This window comes from Nocardia sp. NPDC050435 (genome assembly GCF_040655395.1).
Taxonomy (GTDB): domain Bacteria; phylum Actinomycetota; class Actinomycetes; order Mycobacteriales; family Mycobacteriaceae; genus Nocardia.
Window position 1 is genome coordinate 436,979 of the sequence record NZ_JBFAJW010000004.1, and the last position, 20,780, is coordinate 457,758.

Consider the following 20,780-nt stretch of genomic DNA (forward strand, 5'->3'; position numbering starts at 1 on the left):
CGCGCTCGATGTCGAGGCGCTGCGCCTGGCCGTGGCCGACGTGGTGCGCCGGCACGAGTCGCTGCGCACCCGCTACCCCGAGCACGGCGGCAGCCCGGTGCAGCTCGTCGTGCCCGCCGAGGACGTCGAGCTGGATCTGCACCCGGCCCCGGTCGAGGCGTCCGAGTTGCTCACGGCCGTCACCGAATTCGTCACGGTCGGCTTCGACGTGGCCGAGGAGGTGCCGCTGCGCACCCGGCTGTACCGGGTCGCCGCCGACGAGCACGTGCTCGTCGTGGTGGTGCACCACATCGCCGGTGACGGTTTCTCCATGGGCCCGCTCACCCGGGACGTGATGACCGCCTACACCGCGCGCACCCACGGCCGGGGGACGGCAGTCGGCGGAGCCGACGGGGTGGGTGAGCGGAGCGCGCCCGGCTGGGCGCCGCTGGCGGTGCAGTACGCCGACTTCGCGCTGTGGCAGCGCGAAGTGCTGGGCAGCGAGGACGACGCGGAGTCGCTGCTGGCCCGCCAGGTCGCCTACTGGCAGCGCACGCTGGACGGCCTGCCCGACGAGCTGACCCTGCCCACCGACCGGCCGCGGCCCGCCGTCGCCTCGCACCGCGGCGCCACGCTGCGCCGCGAGCTGCCCGGTGAGCTGGTCACCGCGCTGGAAGAGCTTGCCCGGCAGCGCAATACCTCGTTGTTCATGGTCGTGCACGGCGCCCTCGCGGTGCTGCTGGCCCGGCTGTCGGGCACCGAGGACATCGCGGTCGGCTCGCCGATCGCGGGCCGTGGCGAGCAGGCGCTCGACGATCTCGTCGGCATGTTCGTCAACACCCTGGTGCTGCGTACCGGCGTGCGCGGCTCGGAGACCTTCGCCGAGCTGCTCGACCAGGTCCGGGGCACCGACCTCGACGCCTTCGGCAACGCCGACGTGCCGTTCGAGCGCCTGGTGGAACTGCTCGCGCCGGAACGCTCGCAGTCGCGCAACCCGCTGTTCCAGGTGGCGCTGGCGTTCCAGAACCTGGACCGGACCAGCCTCGAGCTGCCCGGCCTGACGGTGTCCGCGCTCGATCTCGAAGAGAACGTCGCGCGCTTCGACCTGCAGTTCACCCTGGCCGAGGACGCCTCGGGCGCGATGACGCTGGCGCTCACCTACGCCACCGAACTGTTCGACGCGGCGACCGCCGACGGATTCGCGACGCGGTTGCAGCGCGTGCTGACGGCCGTCGCGGCCGATCCGGCGAGCGTCATCGGCGACATCGAGGTGCTCGACGCCGCCGAGCGCACCGATCTCGTCGCCCGCACCGGCGGCCCGGCGGTCGCGCCGCGCACCCTGCCCGACCTGCTGGCGGCCGCCGCCGCACGGGATCCGCAGGCGCCCGCGATCGTGTACCAGGGGACGACTCTGTCCTACGGCGAGCTGGACGAGCGCTCGAACCGGTTGGCGCGCTTGCTGATTGCCCGCGGGATCGGCACCGAGGACCTGGTCGTGGTGAGCATCCCGCGCTCCACCGACTCGTGGTTCGTCTCGCTCGCGATTTCCAAGACCGGCGCGGCCTTCGTGCCGGTGGACCCGACCTACCCGGCCGACCGGATCGAGCACATGCTCACCGATTCCGGTTCGCCCGTCGGCCTCACGGTCGCCGCGGTCCGCGCCGACCTGCCGGAGGCCACGCGCTGGCTGGTGCTGGAGGAGCTGGATCTGGACGCCTACGACGGCGGCCCGATCGCCGACGCCGAGCGCGTCCGCCCGCTGCGCACCGACAGCGCCGCCTACGTCATCTACACCTCCGGCTCGACCGGCCTGCCCAAGGGCGTCGTGGTCTCGCACGCCGTGCTGGCCAACTTCGCCGCCGCGCAGATCGAGCACTACCGGCTCGATTCGTCCAGCCGCGCACTGCAATTCGCGTCGCCGAGCTTCGACGCCTCGATTCTGGAGCTGCTGCTCGCGCTCGGCCCGGGCGGCGCGCTGGTGGTGGTGCCGACCGGCGTCTACGGCGGTGCGGAGCTGGCCGAGGTGATCCGCCGCGAGCGGGTCAGCCATGTCTTCATCACCCCGGCCGCGCTGGCCACCATGACCCCGGACGACCTGGACGACCTGCGTCTGCTGGCCGTCGGCGGCGAGGCGTACTCGCCGGAGCTGATCGCCAAGTGGGCGACCGCGCTGCCGGATGGCAGCACGCGCCGCTTCCACAATGTGTACGGCCCGACCGAGACCGCCATGGTGGTCAACATCAGCACCCCGCTGGTCGCGGGCGACCCGATGCCGATCGGCGGCCCGATCCGCGGTATCCAGTCGCTGATCCTGGACAACCGGCTGCGGCCGGTGCCCGTCGGCGTGGCCGGCGAGCTCTACATCGCCGGTATCCAGCTGGCGCGCGGCTACCACGCCCGGCCCGGCCTGAGCGCCGACCGTTTCGTCGCGCACCCGTACCTGGCGGGCGAGCGCATGTACCGCACCGGTGACGTGGTCCGCTGGACCGCAGACGGTGCGGTGGAGTACGTGGGCCGCAGCGACTTCCAGGTCAAGGTGCGCGGTTTCCGCATCGAACTCGGCGAGATCGACAGCGCCCTGAGCGCACACGAGAGCGTCGACTTCGCCGCCACCCTCGGCCACAAGAACGCCGCCGGCGCCACCGCGCTGGTGTCGTATGTCGTTGCCGCGCCGGGACGTTCGATCGACATCGCGGAACTGACCGCCGCGCTCGAGGAGCGGCTGCCGGCCTACATGGTGCCGTCGTCGATCATGGTGCTCGACCAGGTGCCGCTGAACCCGGTCGGCAAGCTGGACCGCAAGGCGCTGCCGGAGCCGGTGTTCGCGGCCGAGGTCGCGTTCCGGGCCGCGCGCACCTCCGTCGAGCAGACCATCGCCGAGGTGTTCGCCGAGGTGCTGGGCCTGGAGCGGGTCGGCGTCGACGATTCGTTCTTCGCGCTCGGCGGCGACAGCATCGTCTCCATCCAGCTGGTCTCGCGCGCCAAGGCCCGCGGTGTGGTGTTCACCCCGCGCCACGTCTTCGAGCAGCGCACCGTGGCCGGGCTGGCCGCGGTCGCCGAAACGGTCGAGGCCGCCGAGGCCACCGCCATCGTGCTGGACGAGCTGCCCGGCGGCGGCGTCGGCGAGCTGCCGCTCACCCCGGTGGTGCGGTTCATGGCCGAACGGCCGGGCTCGTTCCGCCGGTTCAACCAGACCATGGCCCTGGAACTGCCGGTCGGCATCGACCGCGCCGGGATCGCGAAGACGGTCGGCGCGGTCATCGACCGGCACGACATGCTGCGCGCGAGTCTGCGCCGGGTGGCGGACGACTGGATCGTCGAGACCGCCGCGCCCGGCAGCGTCGATGTCGACGCGCTGATCGAGCGGGTCGAGTTCGACGCCGCCGCGAGCGCGGACGAACTCGTCGAGATCGCGACCGCCGCACTGGATTCCGCGCTCGATCGATTGGATCCGGCGTCGGGTGTGGTGATCCGCTTCGTGTGGCTGGATCCCCGCGTTCGCGGGGATGACGGTGCGGCGGGCGGCCGGATGGGCCGGCTGCTGGTGCTCGCGCACCACCTCGTCATCGACGGCGTCTCCTGGCGCATCCTGGTGCCCGACTTCGTCGCCGCGTGGGGTCAGCTCACCGCGGGGCAGGAACCCGAGCTCGTCGCACCGGCCACGTCCATGCGGACGTGGGCGCACGCGTTGCAGCGCGAGGCGGAAAGTGCCGGGCGCACCGCCGAACTCGGCTACTGGCAGTCGGTGGCGGGCACCGCCGACCCGCTGCTCACCGCGCGTCCGCTGGATCCGGCGCGCGACACCTCCGGACACATCGAGAAGCTGAAGGTGGCGGTCTCGGCCGAGGTCACCAAGGCCCTGCTGACCACCGTGCCCGCGCTGTTCCACGGCGGCGTGAACGACGGCCTGCTCACCGCGCTCGCGCTGGCGACCGCGAAGTGGCGGGCCCAGCGGGCCGGCGCCCGCACCGACGACGCGCTGCTGCTGCGGCTCGAGGGCCACGGCCGCGAAGAGGATGTCGTTCCGGGCGCGGACATCTCGCGCACCGTCGGCTGGTTCACCACCATCTTCCCGGTCCGCTTCGACCTGTCCGGCATCGACGTCGACGCCGCGCTGGCCGGCGGCCCGGCACTGGGCCGGGCGGTGAAGGCGGTCAAGGAGCAGCTGCTCGCGGTGCCGGACAAGGGCATCGGTTACGGCCTGCTCCGGTACCTGAACCCGGCGACCGCGGGCCAGTTGCCGGCGCAGCTGCCGGGCCAGGTCAGCTTCAACTACCTGGGCCGCGTCTCGGACAACGACGTGCCGGACGCGCTGCGGGGCTTCGGCTGGATCCCGGCGCCCGAGCTGGGCGCGCTGGGCGGCGCCTACGACGCCGACATGCCCGCGGCCGCACCGCTGGACATCAACGCCATCGTGGTCGGCGACCAGCTGACCGCCAATATCGGCTACCCGTCGACGCTGCTGTCCGCCGACGAGGTCGCCGAGTTCGGCGCGCTCTGGACGACGGCGCTGGAAGCCGTTGCCCGGCACGCGACCTCGGCCCAGGCCGGCGGGCACAGCCCGTCCGACTTCGGGCTGGTGCGCACCACGCAGCGCGACATCGACGGCTGGGAGCAGCGGTTCCCGGCGCTGGCCGACGTGTGGCCGCTGGCCGCGCTGCAGGCGGGTCTGCTCTTCCATGCCCGCCTCGCCGCGAGCTCGGTCGACGTCTACACCGCGCAGGCGGTGCTGACCCTGACCGGCCGCGTCGACGCGGCCCGACTGCGCGCGGCCGCACAGGCGCTGGTGGACCGCTACGAGAACCTGCGCACCGCCTTCGTCACCGATGCCGCCGGCAACCCGGTGCAGCTGGTGCTCGAGCACGTGCGGGTGGCCTGGGCCGAGCACGATCGCACCGATTCCGGCACGGCCGCCGACCTGATCGAGGCCGACCGGTTGCGGCGCTTCGACCTGACCGCGCCGCCGCTGATCCGGTTCACCCTGATCCAGACCGAGGCGCACAGCTGGCAGTTCGTGGTGTCCAACCACCACATCCTGCTCGACGGCTGGTCCATGCCGCTGCTCATGCGGGACCTGCTGGCGCTCTACGCGCTGCACGCCGACGCCGCCGCGCTGCCGGCCGTCCGGTCCTACCGCACGTTCCTGGAATGGACCGCGCAGCAGGATCATTCGGCCTCGGTGGCCGCGTGGTCGCGGGCGCTGCACGGGGTCGGCGAGCCGACGCTGCTCTCGCGCCCGGACGCCGGCCGGGAGATCACCGCGCTGTCCGGCGAGTACTTCTTCGACCTGGACGAGGCGGCCACCGCGCGCCTTACCGAGCTGGCCGCGAGCCTGGGCGTGACCGCGAACACCGTGCTCCAGGTGGCCTGGGGCATCCTCGTGGGCCGCCTGACCGGGCGCGACGACGTGCTGTTCGGCACCACCGTCTCGGGTCGTCCGGCGCAGCTGGCCGGCGTCGAGAACATGGTGGGCCTGTTCATCAACACCGTGCCGGTGCGGGTGCGCTTCGATCCGGCGGAACCGGTGCGGCAGTTGCTGACCCGGGTGCAGGGCGAGCAGGCCGATCTGCTCGACCATCACTACGTGGGCCTGGCCGACATCCAGTCCGCCGCGGGCGTCGGCGGCCTGTTCGACACCCTGGTGGTCTTCGAGTCCTATCCGGTCGACGCCGAGGGCATCCAGGCCCAGGCCGCCGACATCGACGGCATGGCGGTCACCGGGCTGGACGCGGCCGACGCCACGCACTACCCGCTGACGCTGATCGCGCAGCTGGATTCGCGGCTGCGGATCCGCGCGGGTTACCTGCGCGACCTGTTCGACGAGCAGACGGTGCGCCGCATCGCGGACCGCCTGGTCCGGGTGCTCACCGCGATCACCGCCGAACCGGCCGCGGCCGTGGGCGATATCGAACTGGTCGACGCCGCCGAGCGCGAACTCGTGGTGGCGGGCTGGAACGACACCGCGCACCGGGTCGACGAAACCGCCACGCTCGTCTCGATGTTCGAGGCGCAGCTGGCCCGCACCCCGGACGCGACCGCGCTCACCTTCGAGGGGAGCAGTCTCACCTACGCCGAGTTCGCGCGCCGGGTCTACCCGCTGGCCCGCTGGCTCATCGATCGCGGGGTCGGACCGGAAAGCGCGGTGGCCCTGGGCATGCGGCGTTCGGTCGACCTGGTGGTCGGCATGTACGCGGTGGTGCTCGCGGGCGGCGCGTACGTGCCGCTGGATCCGGATCATCCGGCCGAGCGCACCGAATACATTCTGGCGACCGCTGATCCGGTGTGCGTGCTGACCTCGGGCAGCGACCTGGAGATCGACACCGCGCAGGTGCGGATCGATCTGCTCGACCTGTCGGGCTACCCGGAGACCGCGCTCACCGCGGCCGACCGCGATGCGCCGCGCCCGGACAACACCGCCTACGTCATCTTCACCTCCGGCTCCACCGGCAAGCCCAAGGGTGTCGCGGTCGCGCACGGCGCGATCGTGAACCGCCTGGTGTGGATGCAGGCCGAGTACGGCCTCACCGATGCAGACGCGGTCCTGCAGAAGACCCCGGCCACCTTCGACGTGTCGGTGTGGGAGTTCTTCTGGCCCTTGCAGATCGGCGCGCGCCTGGTCATCGCCAAGCCGGACGGTCATCGTGATCCCGCCTACCTGGCCGAGGTCATCTCGACCGAGCGGGTCACCGTCACCCACTTCGTGCCGTCCATGCTGGCGGTCTTCGTGGCCGATGCCGCTGCGGCCCAGGCCGGTTCGCTGCGCATGGTCTTCGCCTCCGGCGAGGCGCTGCCGCCCAAGCCCGCGCATCGCCTGCGCGAGCTGACCGGCGCGGCGCTGCACAACCTGTACGGCCCGACCGAAGCGGCCGTCGACGTCACCTATCACGAGGTGACCGCCGCCGACACCGACACCGTGCCGATCGGCGCGCCGGTGTTCAACACCCAGGTGTACGTGCTGGATTCGCGCTTGCGGCCTGCCCCGGTGGGTGTCGCGGGTGAGCTGTATCTGGCGGGCGCCCAGCTGGCGCGCGGCTATGTCGCACGCCCGGATCTGTCCGCGGATCGCTTCGTGGCCAACCCGTTCGGGAACGCCGGCGCGCGCATGTACCGCACGGGCGACCTGGTGTCCTGGACCGCCGACGGCGAGCTGGAGTACCTGGGCCGCACCGACTTCCAGGTGAAGCTGCGCGGTCTGCGGATCGAGCTCGGCGAGATCGAGTCGGCGCTGACCGGGCTCGACGAGATCGCCCAGTCGGTCGTGCTGGTGCGCGGCGATCAGCGCCTCGGCGATCAGCTGGTGGCCTACGTGGTGGCCGCGCCGGGCGCGACCGTCGACACCGAACTGGTGCGCGAGGACCTGGGCCGGCAGCTGCCCGCCTACATGGTGCCCGCGCTGCTCATCGTGCTGGCGGAGTTCCCGCTCAACGCCTCGGGCAAGCTGGACCGTAAAGCGCTGCCCGCGCCGGTGTTCGAGGCCGCGGTGTTCCGCGCGCCGACCACGCCGGTCGAGGAGATCGTCGCCGACACCTTCGCCCAGGTTCTGGGCGCGGAGCGGGTCGGCCTGGACGACGACTTCTTCGCCCTCGGCGGCAACTCGCTCTCGGCCACCCAGGTCGCGGCCCGCCTGGCCGCGGCGCTGGACACCGATCTCGGCGTCCGGGAACTGTTCGAGGCTTCGACGGTGGTCGCGCTGGCCGCCCGGGTGGAGTCCCGGGCCGGTGGCGGTAGCCGCGCCGCGCTGACGCCGCAGCCGCGCCCGGAGCGGGTGCCGCTGTCGCTGGCGCAGCAGCGCATGTGGTTCCTGAACCGGTTCGACCCCGAGTCGACCGTCGACAACATCCCGGCCGCGGTCCGGCTGTCCGGTCTGCTGGACCGGCAGGCCCTGCAGATCGCGGTGGCCGACGTGCTGGCCCGGCACGAGTCGCTGCGCACCTTCTACCCCGAGGTGGACGGCGCGGCGCACCAGCAGACCGTGCCGACCGGCCAGGTCATCCCGGATCTCGCGCCCGTGGACGTCGCCGAAGCCGAACTGCCGCTGCGGCTTTCGGAGTTCGTGCAGACGGCGTTCGACGTCACGGCCGAGGTGCCGTTCCGGGCCCGGCTGTTCGAGGTCAGCCCGACCGAGCACGTGCTCGCCCTGGTGGTGCACCACATCTCGGCCGACGGCTTCTCCATGGGCCCGCTCACCCGGGACGTGATGATCGCCTACGGCGCCCGCGTCGAGGGCGGCGAGCCCGCGTGGCGGCCGCTCGAGGTGCAGTACGCGGACTTCGCGCTGTGGCAGCGCGCGGTGCTCGGTTCCGAGGACGACCCGGAATCGGTGATCTCCGACCAGGTTTCGTACTGGCGGCAGACCCTGGCCGGGCTGCCCGAGCAGCTCGACCTGCCCGCCGACCGCCCGCGCCCGGCCGTCGCCTCGGGCCGGGGCGCGGTGCACGCCTTCCGGATCGCGCCCGAAATCCAGGCCGAGCTGGTGGAATTGGCGCGCACCCGGGGCACCACGCTGTTCATGGTGGCGCACACCGCGCTCGCGGTGCTGCTCTCGCGGTTGTCCGGCGAGGAAGACATCGCCATCGGCACGCCGGTGGCCGGCCGCGGCGAGCGCGCGCTCGACGACCTGATCGGCATGTTCGTCAACACCCTGGTGCTGCGGACCTCGATCGACGCCGACGCCACGTTCACCGATCTGCTGCGTTCGGTGCGCGCCACCGACATCGCGGCGTTCGGGCACGCCGACCTGCCGTTCGAGCGCCTGGTCGAGATCTTGAACCCGGCGCGCTCGCAAGCGCGGCACCCGCTGTTCCAGGTGATGCTGGCCTTCCAGAACACCGCGCAGACCTCGCTGGAACTGCCCGGTCTGACCGCCAGCGGCGTCGACATGCCGATCGACACGGCGAAGTTCGACCTGTCGCTGGTTATGACCGAGCAGCCGGAATCCGGCATCGCGGTCGAATTGATCTACGCGACGGATCTTTTCGACGCCTCGACGATGGCCGCCTTCGGCCGCCGCTTCAACCAGCTGCTGGCCGCCGTCGCGGCGGAGCCGGAGCTGGCGGTCGGCGATATCGGGCTGCTGGATCAGCGCGAGACCGACCTGGCGCTGCGCGGCTGGAACGACACCGGGCGCAATCTGTTCCCCCGCCTCGCCGGTGAAACCTCCTACACCGCACCCGGACTGCGACGCAGCGACGAGGGCGGCCTCACCCTGGTCGGCGAGTTCGCCGCCCAGGCCGCGGCCACCCCCGACGCGGTGGCACTGATCGACCCCGCCACCGCTACCACCCTCACCTACGCCGAACTCGCCACCCGCGTGCGGCGTCTGGCCCGCCACCTCATCACCCTCGGCGCCGGACCCGAAACCCTCATCGCGCTGGGCATGCGACGCTCGATCGACCTCGTCGTGGCCGCCTACGCCGTACACGAGGCCGGCGCCGGCTACGTCCCACTGGACCTGGACCAGCCCGCCGAACGCATCGGCTATGTCCTGGACTCCGCCGCCCCGGTCCGCGTACTGACCACCAGCCGCGACCGGTTCCCCGACGCCGTGGCCATCGACGAACTCGACCTCGGCCACTACTCCGACCAGCCCGTCACCGACACCGAACGCCTTGCTCCGCTGCGTCCGCAGCATCCGGCCTATGTCATCTTCACCTCCGGTTCCACCGGCCGCCCCAAGGGTGTGGCGGTGCCGCACGCGGCGGTGGTGAACCAGATCCGGTGGATCACCGGTGAATACGGCATCGGTGCCGAGGATGTGGTGTTGTTCAAGACACCGGCGACTTTCGATGTGTCGGTGTGGGAGCTGTTCGGGCCGTTGACGACTGGTGGTCGTCTGGTGGTGGCGGCTCCGGACGGGCATCGTGATCCGCAGTATCTGGCCGAGGTGATCGCGGCGCAGCGGGTGACGATGACCTCGTTCGTGCCCTCGATGCTGACCGTGTTCGCCGCCGCGGCCGACCACGCCGCGCTCGGCTCGCTGCGCGCGCTGCTCGTCGCGGGTGAGGCGTTCACCGCCGACGCCGTGCACGCGCTGCGCCGGGTCAGTTCCGCGGAGCTCTACAACCTGTACGGGCCTACCGAATTCACCGTGCACGCCACCCACGGCCCCGTCGCCGAGGACATCAGCGGCGCGGTCCCGATCGGTCTGCCGGTGTGGAACGCGCAAGCCTACGTGCTGGATTCGCGCTTGCACCCGGTCGCGCCCGGCGCCGCCGGTGAGCTCTACCTCGCCGGTGACCAGCTCGCCCGCGGCTATTACGGCCGCGTCGATCTGACCGCGGATCGGTTCGTGGCCAACCCCTTCGGGACCGGGGCCCGGATGTATCGCACCGGTGACCTGGTAACCCGCAACGCCGACGGCGCGATCGTCTACCTCGGCCGCACCGACTTCCAGGTCAAGCTGCGTGGTTTGCGGATCGAGCTCGGTGAGATCGAAACCGCGTTGACCGCACACGATTCCGTGGCGCAGTCGGTCGCTTTGGTGCGGTCGGATTCGCGTACCGGTGATCAGCTGGTCGGCTACGTCGTGCCCGCCGAGGGCGCCGAGGTCGACGTCGAGCAGTTGCGCGCCCATCTGGCCGCTCAGCTGCCGTCGTACATGGTCCCGGCCGCGCTCGTCGTGCTCGCGGCGATGCCGCTCAACGCCAACGGCAAGCTCGACCGCAAGGCCCTGCCCGAACCCGCCTTCGAGGCAAGGGAATTCCGTGCGCCGTCGACCCCGATCGAGCAGATCGTGGCCGGCACCTTCGCCGAAGTCCTCGGCCTGGCCCCGCAGTCGGTGGGCCTGGACGACGACTTCTTCGACCTGGGCGGCAACTCGCTGATCGCCACCCAGGTGGTGGCCCGCCTCGGCGCGGCCCTGGACACCCGCGCCCCGGTCCGGCTGCTGTTCGAGGCGCCGAACGTGGCGGCGCTGGCCGCGCGGCTGGAGGCCCACGCGGGCACCGGCGCCCGGCGCGCGCTGGTGGCCGGCGCCCGCCCGGACACCATTCCGCTTTCGCTCGCACAGCAGCGCATGTGGTTCCTCAACCGGTTCGACGCCGACTCGGCCGTCAACAACATCCCGATGGCGGTCCGCCTGACCGGCGGCCTCGATGTCGAGGCGCTGCACCTTGCCGTCGCCGACGTGGTCGCCCGGCACGAGGTGCTGCGCACCGTCTACCCGGCGACCGTGGACGGCAACGGTGTGCAGGTCATCCTGCCGCCGGGCCACAACCTGCCGGACCTGACCCCGGTTCCGGTGCGGGAGCACGAACTCACCGAGCGCATCAGCGAATTGGTGCTGACCGGCTTCGACGTCACCGCCGAGGTCCCGGTGCGCGCCAAGCTCTTCCGGATCCAGGACACCGAGACCCACGTGCTGGTCTTCGTGGTGCACCACATCTCGGGCGACGGCTGGTCGGTGCGTCCGCTGGCCCGCGACGTGATGATGGCCTACGCGGCCCGCGCGCAGGGTGTGGCGCCCGGCTGGGCGCCGCTGCCGGTGCAGTACGCCGACTTCGCGCTCTGGCAGCGCGAGACGCTGGGCTCGGAAGCGGACGCGGACTCGTTGATCGCGCAGCAGGTGACCTACTGGACCGAGACCCTCGCGGGCCTGCCGGACCAGCTCGACCTGCCCTCGGATCGCTCCCGCCCCGCCGTCGCCTCCAACCAGGGCGGCGTGCACGAGTTCGAACTCGACGCCCAGCTGGTGCGCGACCTGGACAGCCTGGCCCGCACCAGCGGCGCGAGCCTGTTCATGGTGGTGCACGCGGCCTTCGCGGCCCTGCTGGCGCGGCTGTCCAACAGCGACGACATCGCGATCGGCACCGCCGTCGCGGGCCGTGGCGAAGCGGTGCTCGACGACGCGATCGGCATGTTCGTCAACACCCTGGTGCTGCGCAGCGCGGTCGACCCGGGGCAGAGCTTCGCCGAGTTGCTCGCGCACACCCGCGAACTCGACCTCGCCGCCTTCGGCCACGCCGACCTGCCGTTCGAGCGGCTCGTGGAGATCCTGAACCCGGCGCGCTCGCAGGCGCGGCATCCGCTGGTCCAGGTCATGCTGTCGTTCCAGAACACCGGCGCGGCCTCGTTCGAACTGCCCGGCCTCGAGGTCGCGGGCGTGCCGCTGGATGTGGTGACGGCCAAGTTCGACCTGCACCTGAACCTGACCGATCGGATCGGCGCGGACGGCGTCGCCGACGGCATGAGCGCCGAATTCGCCTACGCCACCGACCTGTTCGACGGCGCGACCGTCGCCGGGTTCGCGCGCCGGCTGGTGCGGCTGCTGACCGCGGTGGTGCAGAGCCCGGCCAGGGCGCTGGGCGAGGTCGAGCTGCTCGACGCCGCCGAGCGCGCGCAGGTGGTCACGGGCTGGAACAGCACCGCGCACGAGGTCGATCCGGCCGCGACGCTGGTGTCGATGTACCAGGCGCAGGCCGCCAAGACGCCGGACGCGTTCGCGGTGAGCTTCGAGGGGACGAGTCTGTCCTACGCGGAGTTCGACGCGCGGGTGAACAAGCTGGCCCGGCATCTGATCTCGCTGGGCGTGGGCCCGGATTCGCTGGTCGCGCTGGGCATGCGCCGCTCGGTCGAGCTGGTCGTCGGCATGTACGCCGTTGCCGTGGCCGGTGGCGCGTATGTGCCGCTGGATCCGGATCATCCGGCCGAGCGCACCCACTACGTGCTCGAGACCGCGGCACCGGTCTGTGTACTGACCACCAGCCGTGACGACTTCGACGCGGGGTCGGTTCCGGCGCTCGAGATCGATCAGCTCAACCTCAGCGGATACTCCTACGCGCCGCTGACCGAGTCGGAACGCCTTGGCGCGCTGCGTGGTTCGAACACCGCGTACGTGATCTTCACCTCGGGTTCGACCGGTCGCCCGAAGGGTGTGGCGGTCAGCCACGCCGCGATCGTGAACCGCCTGGTGTGGATGCAGAGCGCCTATCACCTCGATGGTGAGGACGTGGTGCTGCAGAAGACCCCGGCGACCTTCGATGTGTCGGTGTGGGAGTTCTTCTGGCCCTTGCAGGTCGGTGCGCGGCTGGTTGTCGCCAAGCCCGATGGGCACCGCGATCCCGCCTACCTGGCGCGGGTGATCCTCGAGGAGCGCGTCACCACCGCGCACTTCGTGCCCTCGATGCTGTCGGTGTTCGTCGCCGACGAGGCGGCCTCGGGCTGCCGCACGCTGCGCAATGTTTTCGCCTCCGGTGAGGCGCTGCCCGCGGTCACCGCCCAGCGCCTGCGGGAGCTGACCGGCGCGCGTCTGCACAACCTCTACGGCCCGACCGAGGCCGCGGTCGACGTCACCTTCCACGAGGTGTCCGATACCGATCTCACCTCGGTGCCGATCGGCGCACCGGTGTTCAACACCCAGGTCTACGTACTGGATTCGCGCCTGCACCCCGTCCCGGTCGGTGTGCCGGGTGAGCTGTATCTGGCGGGAACCCAGCTGGCGCGCGGCTATGTCGGACGCCCGGATCTGTCCGCGGATCGCTTCGTGGCGAACCCGTTCGCGACCGATGGTGCGCGCATGTACCGCACCGGTGACCTCGTCACCTGGACCGCCGCCGGTGAGCTGGAGTACTTGGGCCGCACCGATTTCCAGGTGAAGTTGCGTGGTCTGCGGATCGAGCTCGGTGAGATCGAGGCGGCGCTGACGGGTCTGGATTCGATCGCGCAGGCTGTGGTGCTGGTGCGTTCGGATGACCGGTTGGGTGATCAGCTGGTCGCCTACGTCATCCCCGACGGTGCGCCCGAGACCGGACTCGACCTCGACGCCGTGCGCACCGCGCTCGGCGGTGACCTGCCCGCCTACATGGTGCCCTCGGCGTTCGTGGTGCTGGCGCAGTTCCCGCTCAACGCCTCGGGCAAGCTGGATCGTAAAGCGCTGCCCGCGCCGGTGTTCGAGGCCAAGGTGTTCCGTGCGCCCTCGACCCCGATCGAGGAGATCGTGGCGGGCGTCTTCGGTGACGTGCTCGGCCTGGCCCGGGTCGGCGCCGACGACGACTTCTTCGAACTCGGTGGCAACTCGCTGCTGGCTACCCAGGTCACCGCCCGCCTCGGCGCGGCGCTGGATACCCATCTGGCGGTGCGGGACCTGTTCGAGGCCGCCACGGTGCGCGAGCTGGCGGTGCAGGTGGAGACCAACGCGGGTTCGGGCCGGGCCCGCCCGCAGCTGACCGCGCAGCCGCGCCCCGAGCGGGTGCCGCTGTCGCCTGCTCAGCAGCGGTACTGGTTCCTGAACCAGTTCGACACCGCCGCCTCGGCCGTGGACAACATCCCGCTGGCCGTGCGGCTCTCGGGCACGCTGGACCGCACCGCGCTCTCCCAGGCGATCGGTGACGTACTGGGCCGCCACGAGGTGCTGCGCACCACCTACCCGAACTCGGCCGACGGGCCGCATCAGGTCATCCTGCCGGTCGCCGCGGCGCCCGAGCTGGTGCCGGTGGACGTCGCCGAGGCCGACCTGGTCGAGACCGTGATCCGCTTCGCGCTCACCACCTTCGACGTCACCGCCCAGGTGCCGCTGGACGTGGTGCTCTACCGGATCACCGACACCGAGCACGTCGTGGCCTTCGTGGTGCACCACGTCGCCGCCGACGGCGCCTCCATGGGCCCGCTGGCGCGGGACCTGATGGCCGCCTACGCCGCCCGCTCGCACGGCGACGCCCCGCAGTGGCAGCCGCTGGCGGTGCAGTACGCCGACTACGCGCTCTGGCAGCGCGCCGTGATGGGCTCCGAGGACGATCCGGAATCGCTTGCCGCCCAGCAGGTCTCCTACTGGCAGCAGACCCTCGCGGGGCTGCCGGATCAGCTGGAGCTGCCCGCCGACCGGCCGCGCCCGCCCGCGCAGTCGTTCCAGGGCAAGGCGATTCGCTTCGAGCTGTCGCCGCAGCAGCATGCCCGCCTGCACGAACTGGCGCGCGCCAACCAGGCGTCGCTGTTCATGGTGGTGCACGCGGCGCTCGCGGTGCTGCTCTCGCGCCTGTCCGGCACCGACGACATCGCCGTCGGCACCCCGATCGCGGGCCGTGGCGAACGCGAACTCGACGACTTGATCGGCATGTTCGTCAACACCCTGGTGTTCCGTACCCAGGTGCGGCCGGAGGCGTCCTTCGCCGACCTGCTGGCCGAGGTGCGCGAACGCGACCTGGAGGCGTTCGCCAACGCCGACGTGCCGTTCGAGCGCCTGGTGGAGGTGCTCAACCCGGAGCGCTCCACCGCGCGCAACCCGCTGTTCCAGGTGGGCCTGTCGTTCCAGAACCTCGCCGAGACCGAGCTGGCGCTGCCCGGCCTCACCGTGAGCGCGGTGAACTTCGACTCGCAGCTGGCCAAGACCGACCTGCACGTCACCCTCTACGACCGGTACGCCGAGGACGGCACCCCGGCCGAGGTGATCACCGAATTCGGTTATGCCATCGACCTGTTCGACGAGGCCACCGTGCAGGGCTTCGCGGACCGGTTCGTGCGGGTGCTGGACGCGGTGCTCGACGACGCCACGGTGCCGGTGGGTGAGATCGAGCTGCTCGCGGCCGACGAGGCCACCCGCATCCTGCGCGCCTGGAACGACACCGAGCACCCGGTGGACACCGCCGCGACGCTGGTGTCCCTGCTGGACGCGACCGTCGCCGCGGCCGCCCCGGGCACCATCGCCCTGGTCGACAGCGCGTCCCAGCTCACCTACGCCGAACTCGACGCCCGCGTCAACCAGCTCGCGCGCTACCTCATCCAGCGCGGCGTCGGCGCGGAGGACCGGGTCGCCCTGGCCATCCGCCGCTCCGCCGACCTGGTGATCGCGATGTACGCGGTCGCGAAATCCGGTGCGGCCTATGTGCCCATCGATCCGGACCAGCCCGCCGACCGCGTCGACTACATCCTGGGCACCGCTGCCCCGGTGTGCGTCCTGACCACCGGCCGCGACGGCTTCGACACCGCCGCCGCCGAAACCGTGCGCATCGACGAACTGGCGCTGGCGGACTACCCGGCCGCGCCGATCGCCGCCGGCGAGCGGGTGCGGGCGCTGACCGCCGCGAACACCGCCTATGTGATCTTCACCTCCGGCTCCACCGGCCAGCCCAAGGGCGTGGCCGTGCCGCACGGTGCGATCGCGAACCAGTTGTTCTGGAAGACCGCCGAATTCGACCTCGGCAGCGAGGACGCGGTGCTGCTCAAGACCGCCGCGACCTTCGACCTGTCGGTGTGGGAGTTCTGGTCGGCGGCCGTCAGCGGCGGCCGCCTGGTCATCGCCGCGGCCGACGGGCACCGCGACCCGGCGTACCTGAACGAGCTGATGCGCGGCACCGGCGTCACCACCCTGCACGTGGTGCCGTCCATGCTGGACGCGCTGCTCACCGAAGGTGACGAGCGGCTGCCGGATTCGCTGCGCCGCGTGCTCGCCATCGGCGAGGCGCTGCCTGCGGCGACCGCGCAGCGGTTCCGCCGGGGCAACCGGGCGCGACTGTTCAACCTGTACGGCCCGACCGAGGCCGCCGTCTCGATCACCAGCCACCTGGTCACCGACGCCGACGAGGTGTCGGTCTCGATCGGCGCGCCGGAGTGGAACAGCCAGGTCTACGTGCTCGACGCGCGCCTGCGGCCGGTGCCGGTCGGCGTCTCCGGTGAGCTGTACCTGGCCGGTGCGCAGTTGGCGCGCAGCTACTTCGGCCGTCCGGACCTGACCGCGGAACGCTTCGTGGCCAGTCCGTTCGGCGCCGGTGAGCGGATGTACCGCACCGGTGACCTGGTGGCCTGGAACGCCGCCGGGGAGCTGGAGTACCGGGGCCGCACCGACTTCCAGGTGAAGATCCGCGGTTTCCGCATCGAGCTCGGCGAGATCGAAGCCGCGCTGCTGCGCCAGGATTCGATCGCCTCGGCGGCCGTGCTGGCGCACAACGATCCCGGGCTCGGCGATCGTCTCGTCGCGTACGTGGTCGCGGCCGGGGCCGAGGACGCCGAATTCGACAAGCGCGCACTGCAATCGGCGCTGGCCGCGGAACTGCCGTCCTACATGGTGCCCAGCGCCTTCATGGTGCTGGACGCGCTGCCGCTCAACGCCAACGGCAAGCTGGATCGCAACGCGCTGCCGCAGCCGAGCTTCGAGAAGGCCGCGTTCCGCGCGCCGGCGACCCCGGTCGAGCAACTCGTGGCGAGCGTGTTCGGCGATGTGCTCGACGTCGAGCACATCGGCGCGGACGACGACTTCTTCGCGCTCGGCGGCAACAGCATCCTGTCCATCCAGCTGGTGTCGCGGGCCAAGGCGCTCGGCGTCGCGTTCAGCGTCCGCGACGTGTTCTCCCAGCGCAGCGTGGCCGCGCTGGCGACGGTCGCCACTTTGGTGGACGATCCCGATCTGGCCCGCCTGCGCGAGTTGCCCGGCGGCGGCGTCGGCGAGATCCCGCTGCCGCCCGCGCTGGCCGAGTTCCTCGCCACCGGGGCGCCCTACCTGCACTTCGCGCAGTCGGCGCTGCTGCCGCTGCCCGCCGCGCTGGACTGGGACACGCTGCTCGAGGCGCTGACCGCCATCGTCGACCGGCACGACGCGCTGCGGACGCGCCTGCGTCCGGCGGACGCGGGCTGGTCGTTCGAGGCGCTCGAACCGGGCGCGGTGGACGTCGAGCCGCTGGTGCACGAGGCCCGCGTCGAGAAGGGCGCGGACCTGGCCGAGCTGGTCGCGGCCGAACGCGCGGCGGCGGCGAGCCGCCTCGACCCGGCCGCCGGAATCATGGTCCAGTTCGTGCTGTTCACCTTCGCGGACAACCGCGACGACGAATTGCTCGTCGTGGCACACCGTTTCGTGGTGGACGGCCCGTCCTGGCAGGTGCTGGGCACCGACCTGACCACGGCCGCCGCCCAGCTCGGCGTGGACGCCACGCTGGAACTGCCCGCCACCGGCACCTCGCTGCGGCGCTGGGCCACCAGCCTCGCCGAGATCGCTGCCCCCGTCGCGCCGCGTCCGGCGGCCGCGCCGATCGGCAGCCGGGCGCTGGACCCGGCTCTGGACACGGCCGCCACCCTGGAGCGGATTCAGCTCACGCTGCCCGCCGAACAGACCGCCGCCGTGCTGACGGCCATCCCGGCCCGCTACCGCGGCAACGAGACCGACGGCGTGCTGGCCGCGCTCGCGCTGGCGCTGGTGCGCTGGGGCGTCCCGGAGGTGCTGCTCGAACTCGATCGCGATGGCCGGGAAGCCGTTGCGGGCGCGGATCTTTCGCACACCGTCGGCTGGTTCACCCAGCCGGGCGCGTTCGGCCTGGAGCTGTCCGACGTCGACGCCGCCTTCACCGGTGGCGCGGCGACGGGCGCCGTCGTCAAGGCGGTCAAGGAGCAGCTGCTGGCCGGGCCGGCTTCCGTCGCGGGCCAGATCGGCTTCCACTACCTGGGCCGACTCGCCGCCGAGATCAGCACCCAGCCGGATCCGGCCATGCCCGTGACCCGCAGCCTCGACATCGACGCGATGGTCGTCGACGGCGAACTGCGCGCCACACTGACCTACCCGAGCGGGGTGCTCACCGCGCAGCGGGCCGGCGAGCTCGCCGAGCTGTGGGTGCAGGCGCTCACCGCCGTCGCGGCGCACGCCGAGCGCACCGACGCCGGCGGCCGCACGCCGTCGGACATGCCGCTGGTGCGGGTCGGCCAGACCGACATCGACCTGTGGGAGCGCAGTTACCCGCAGCTGACCGAGGTGTGGCCGGTGACCCCGCTGCAGTCCGGTCTGCTGTTCCACGCGCTGATGAGCACCGCGACGGTGGACATCTACACCATCCAGGCCGTCGTCGACCTGGGTGGCGCGCTGGACGTGCCGCGCCTGCGCACCGCCGCGCAAGCGCTGCTGGACCGGTACCCGAACCTGCGCACCGCGTTCGTCACCGACAGCGTCGGCCAGGCCGTGCAGATCGCCGTCGACGGCGTCGAATTGCCGTGGCGGGAAATCGATCTGACCGACGCGCCGGAGGCCGAGCGGATCGACGAGCTGGACCGCATGCTGGCCGCCGACCGGGCCGACCGCTTCGACATGGCGGTGCCGCCGCTGGTGCGGTTCACGCTGTACCGCTCCAGCGCACAGCAGTGGCACCTGGCGATCACCACCCACCACGTGCTGCTCGACGGCTGGTCCATGCCGCTGCTCATGCAGGACCTCCTGGTGCTGTACGCGGTGCACGGCGATCTGTCCGCGCTGCCCGCGGTGGCGCCCTACCGCTCCTTCCTGGAGTGGCTGGGCACCCGCGACGCCGACGAGTCGCTGCGCACCTGGGCGGCGGCCTTCGACGGGCTCACCGAGCCGACCGAACTGGCGCCGCAACCGCGTTCGGCCGAGCAGTACGAAACCGGCACGGTGGTCGTCGATTACGACGCCGACCGCACCCGCAGGCTGACCAAGCACTGCGCCGAACTCGGCATCACCGTCAACACGCTGGTGCAGGCGGCGTGGGGCATCACCCTCGGCAGGCTCACGGGCCGTTCGGATGTGGTGTTCGGCGCGACCGTCTCCGGCCGGCCGGCCGAGCTGCCGGGCGTGGAATCCATGGTCGGCCTGTTCATCAACACACTGCCGGTCCGGGTGCGGATCGACGATCGCGGCACCATCGAGGATCAGCTGCGCACCCTGCAGAGCGATCAGGCCGATCTGCTCGACCACCACTATGTCGGCCTGGCCGACATCCAGCGGATGGCCGGTGCGGGTTCGCAATTCGACACGCTGCTGGTCTTCGAGTCCTACCCGATCGACCGCGAGGCGATCGCGGCCGCCAGCTCCATCGACGGCATGTCGGTCACCGGCGTGGACGTGGACAGCTCGACCCACTACCCGCTCACCCTGCAGGTGGCCGCCGAGTCCACGATGGAGTTCACCTTCGAGTTCCTGACCAACCGGTTCAGTGCCGAGGAGGTGCGGACCCTGTCCGTGCGCCTGATCCGGGTGCTGGAATCGCTGCTGGGCGATCCGGCCGGCGTGATCGGTGACATCGACATCCTCGACGACGCCGAACGCGCGCAGCTGCTCGCCGAATCCGGTGTCGCCGCAACGGCTCCCGCCGCCGACGCGCGGGTCGGCAACCGCACGCTGGCCAAGGTGCTGGCCGAGGTGGTCGAGGCCGATCCGGAGGCCCCGGCCCTGCTCGAGGACGGCGACGAGATCGCCTACCACGTGCTGGACCGGCGTTCCTCGCAGCTGGCCCGGGTGCTCATCGCCCACGGCGCCGGGCCCGGCGACACCGTCGCGGTGGCGCTGCCGCGCTCGGTGGACGCCGTCGTCGCGGTGTGGGCGGTGCAGAAGGCGGGCGCCGCGGCGCTGTTCGCCAGCGGTCTGCGCATGGACGAGATCGTCGGCGCCGGAGCCGGTTTCGGCATCACGCTGGACCCGGTGCCCGGACCGGTGCACTGGCTGGTGCCCAGCGATCCGCAGGTGCAGTCCGCGCTGGCCGCGGCCGCGAGCCACCCGGTCTCCTACGCCGACCGGGTCCGGCCGCTGAGCGAGGACACCCCCGCCTTCGTCCTGCCCGGCGCGGTCGTGCTGACCCAGACCGAGGCCCTGGACCTGGGCGTCGCACTGCGCGACGAGAACGGCATCGACTACGAGTCGACCACGTTTACCACCGCGCAGTCCGGCCTCCCGGCCCTGTGGGAATTCCTCACCGCCGCCACCGCCGGCGCCCTCTCGGTCATCCCGACCGGCGCGGACGTCGCCGACGACCTCGCCGACGGCGAGGTCAGCCACTGGTTCGTCACCCCGGCCGAGACCACCGCCGCGGCCGGCCCGGACACCACGATCATCGTCGTGGAGTAACCCCGTCCCCACCGGTCCACCTCAGCAGGTGGACCGG

At 71.8% G+C, this 20,780-nt stretch carries 1 protein-coding gene (cut by a window edge); it reads left to right on the forward strand.

The window, feature by feature from the left end:
* A protein-coding gene (locus AB0I43_RS14450; RefSeq protein WP_357432137.1) for a non-ribosomal peptide synthase/polyketide synthase crosses the window boundary here: on the forward strand, positions 1–20,743 show its 3' portion. It extends 16,217 nt beyond the left edge of the window; the window shows 20,743 of its 36,960 coding nt (coding positions 16,218–36,960); the start codon falls outside the window, past its left edge; its stop codon occupies positions 20,741–20,743.
* Positions 20,744–20,780: the final 37 nt, after the last annotated feature.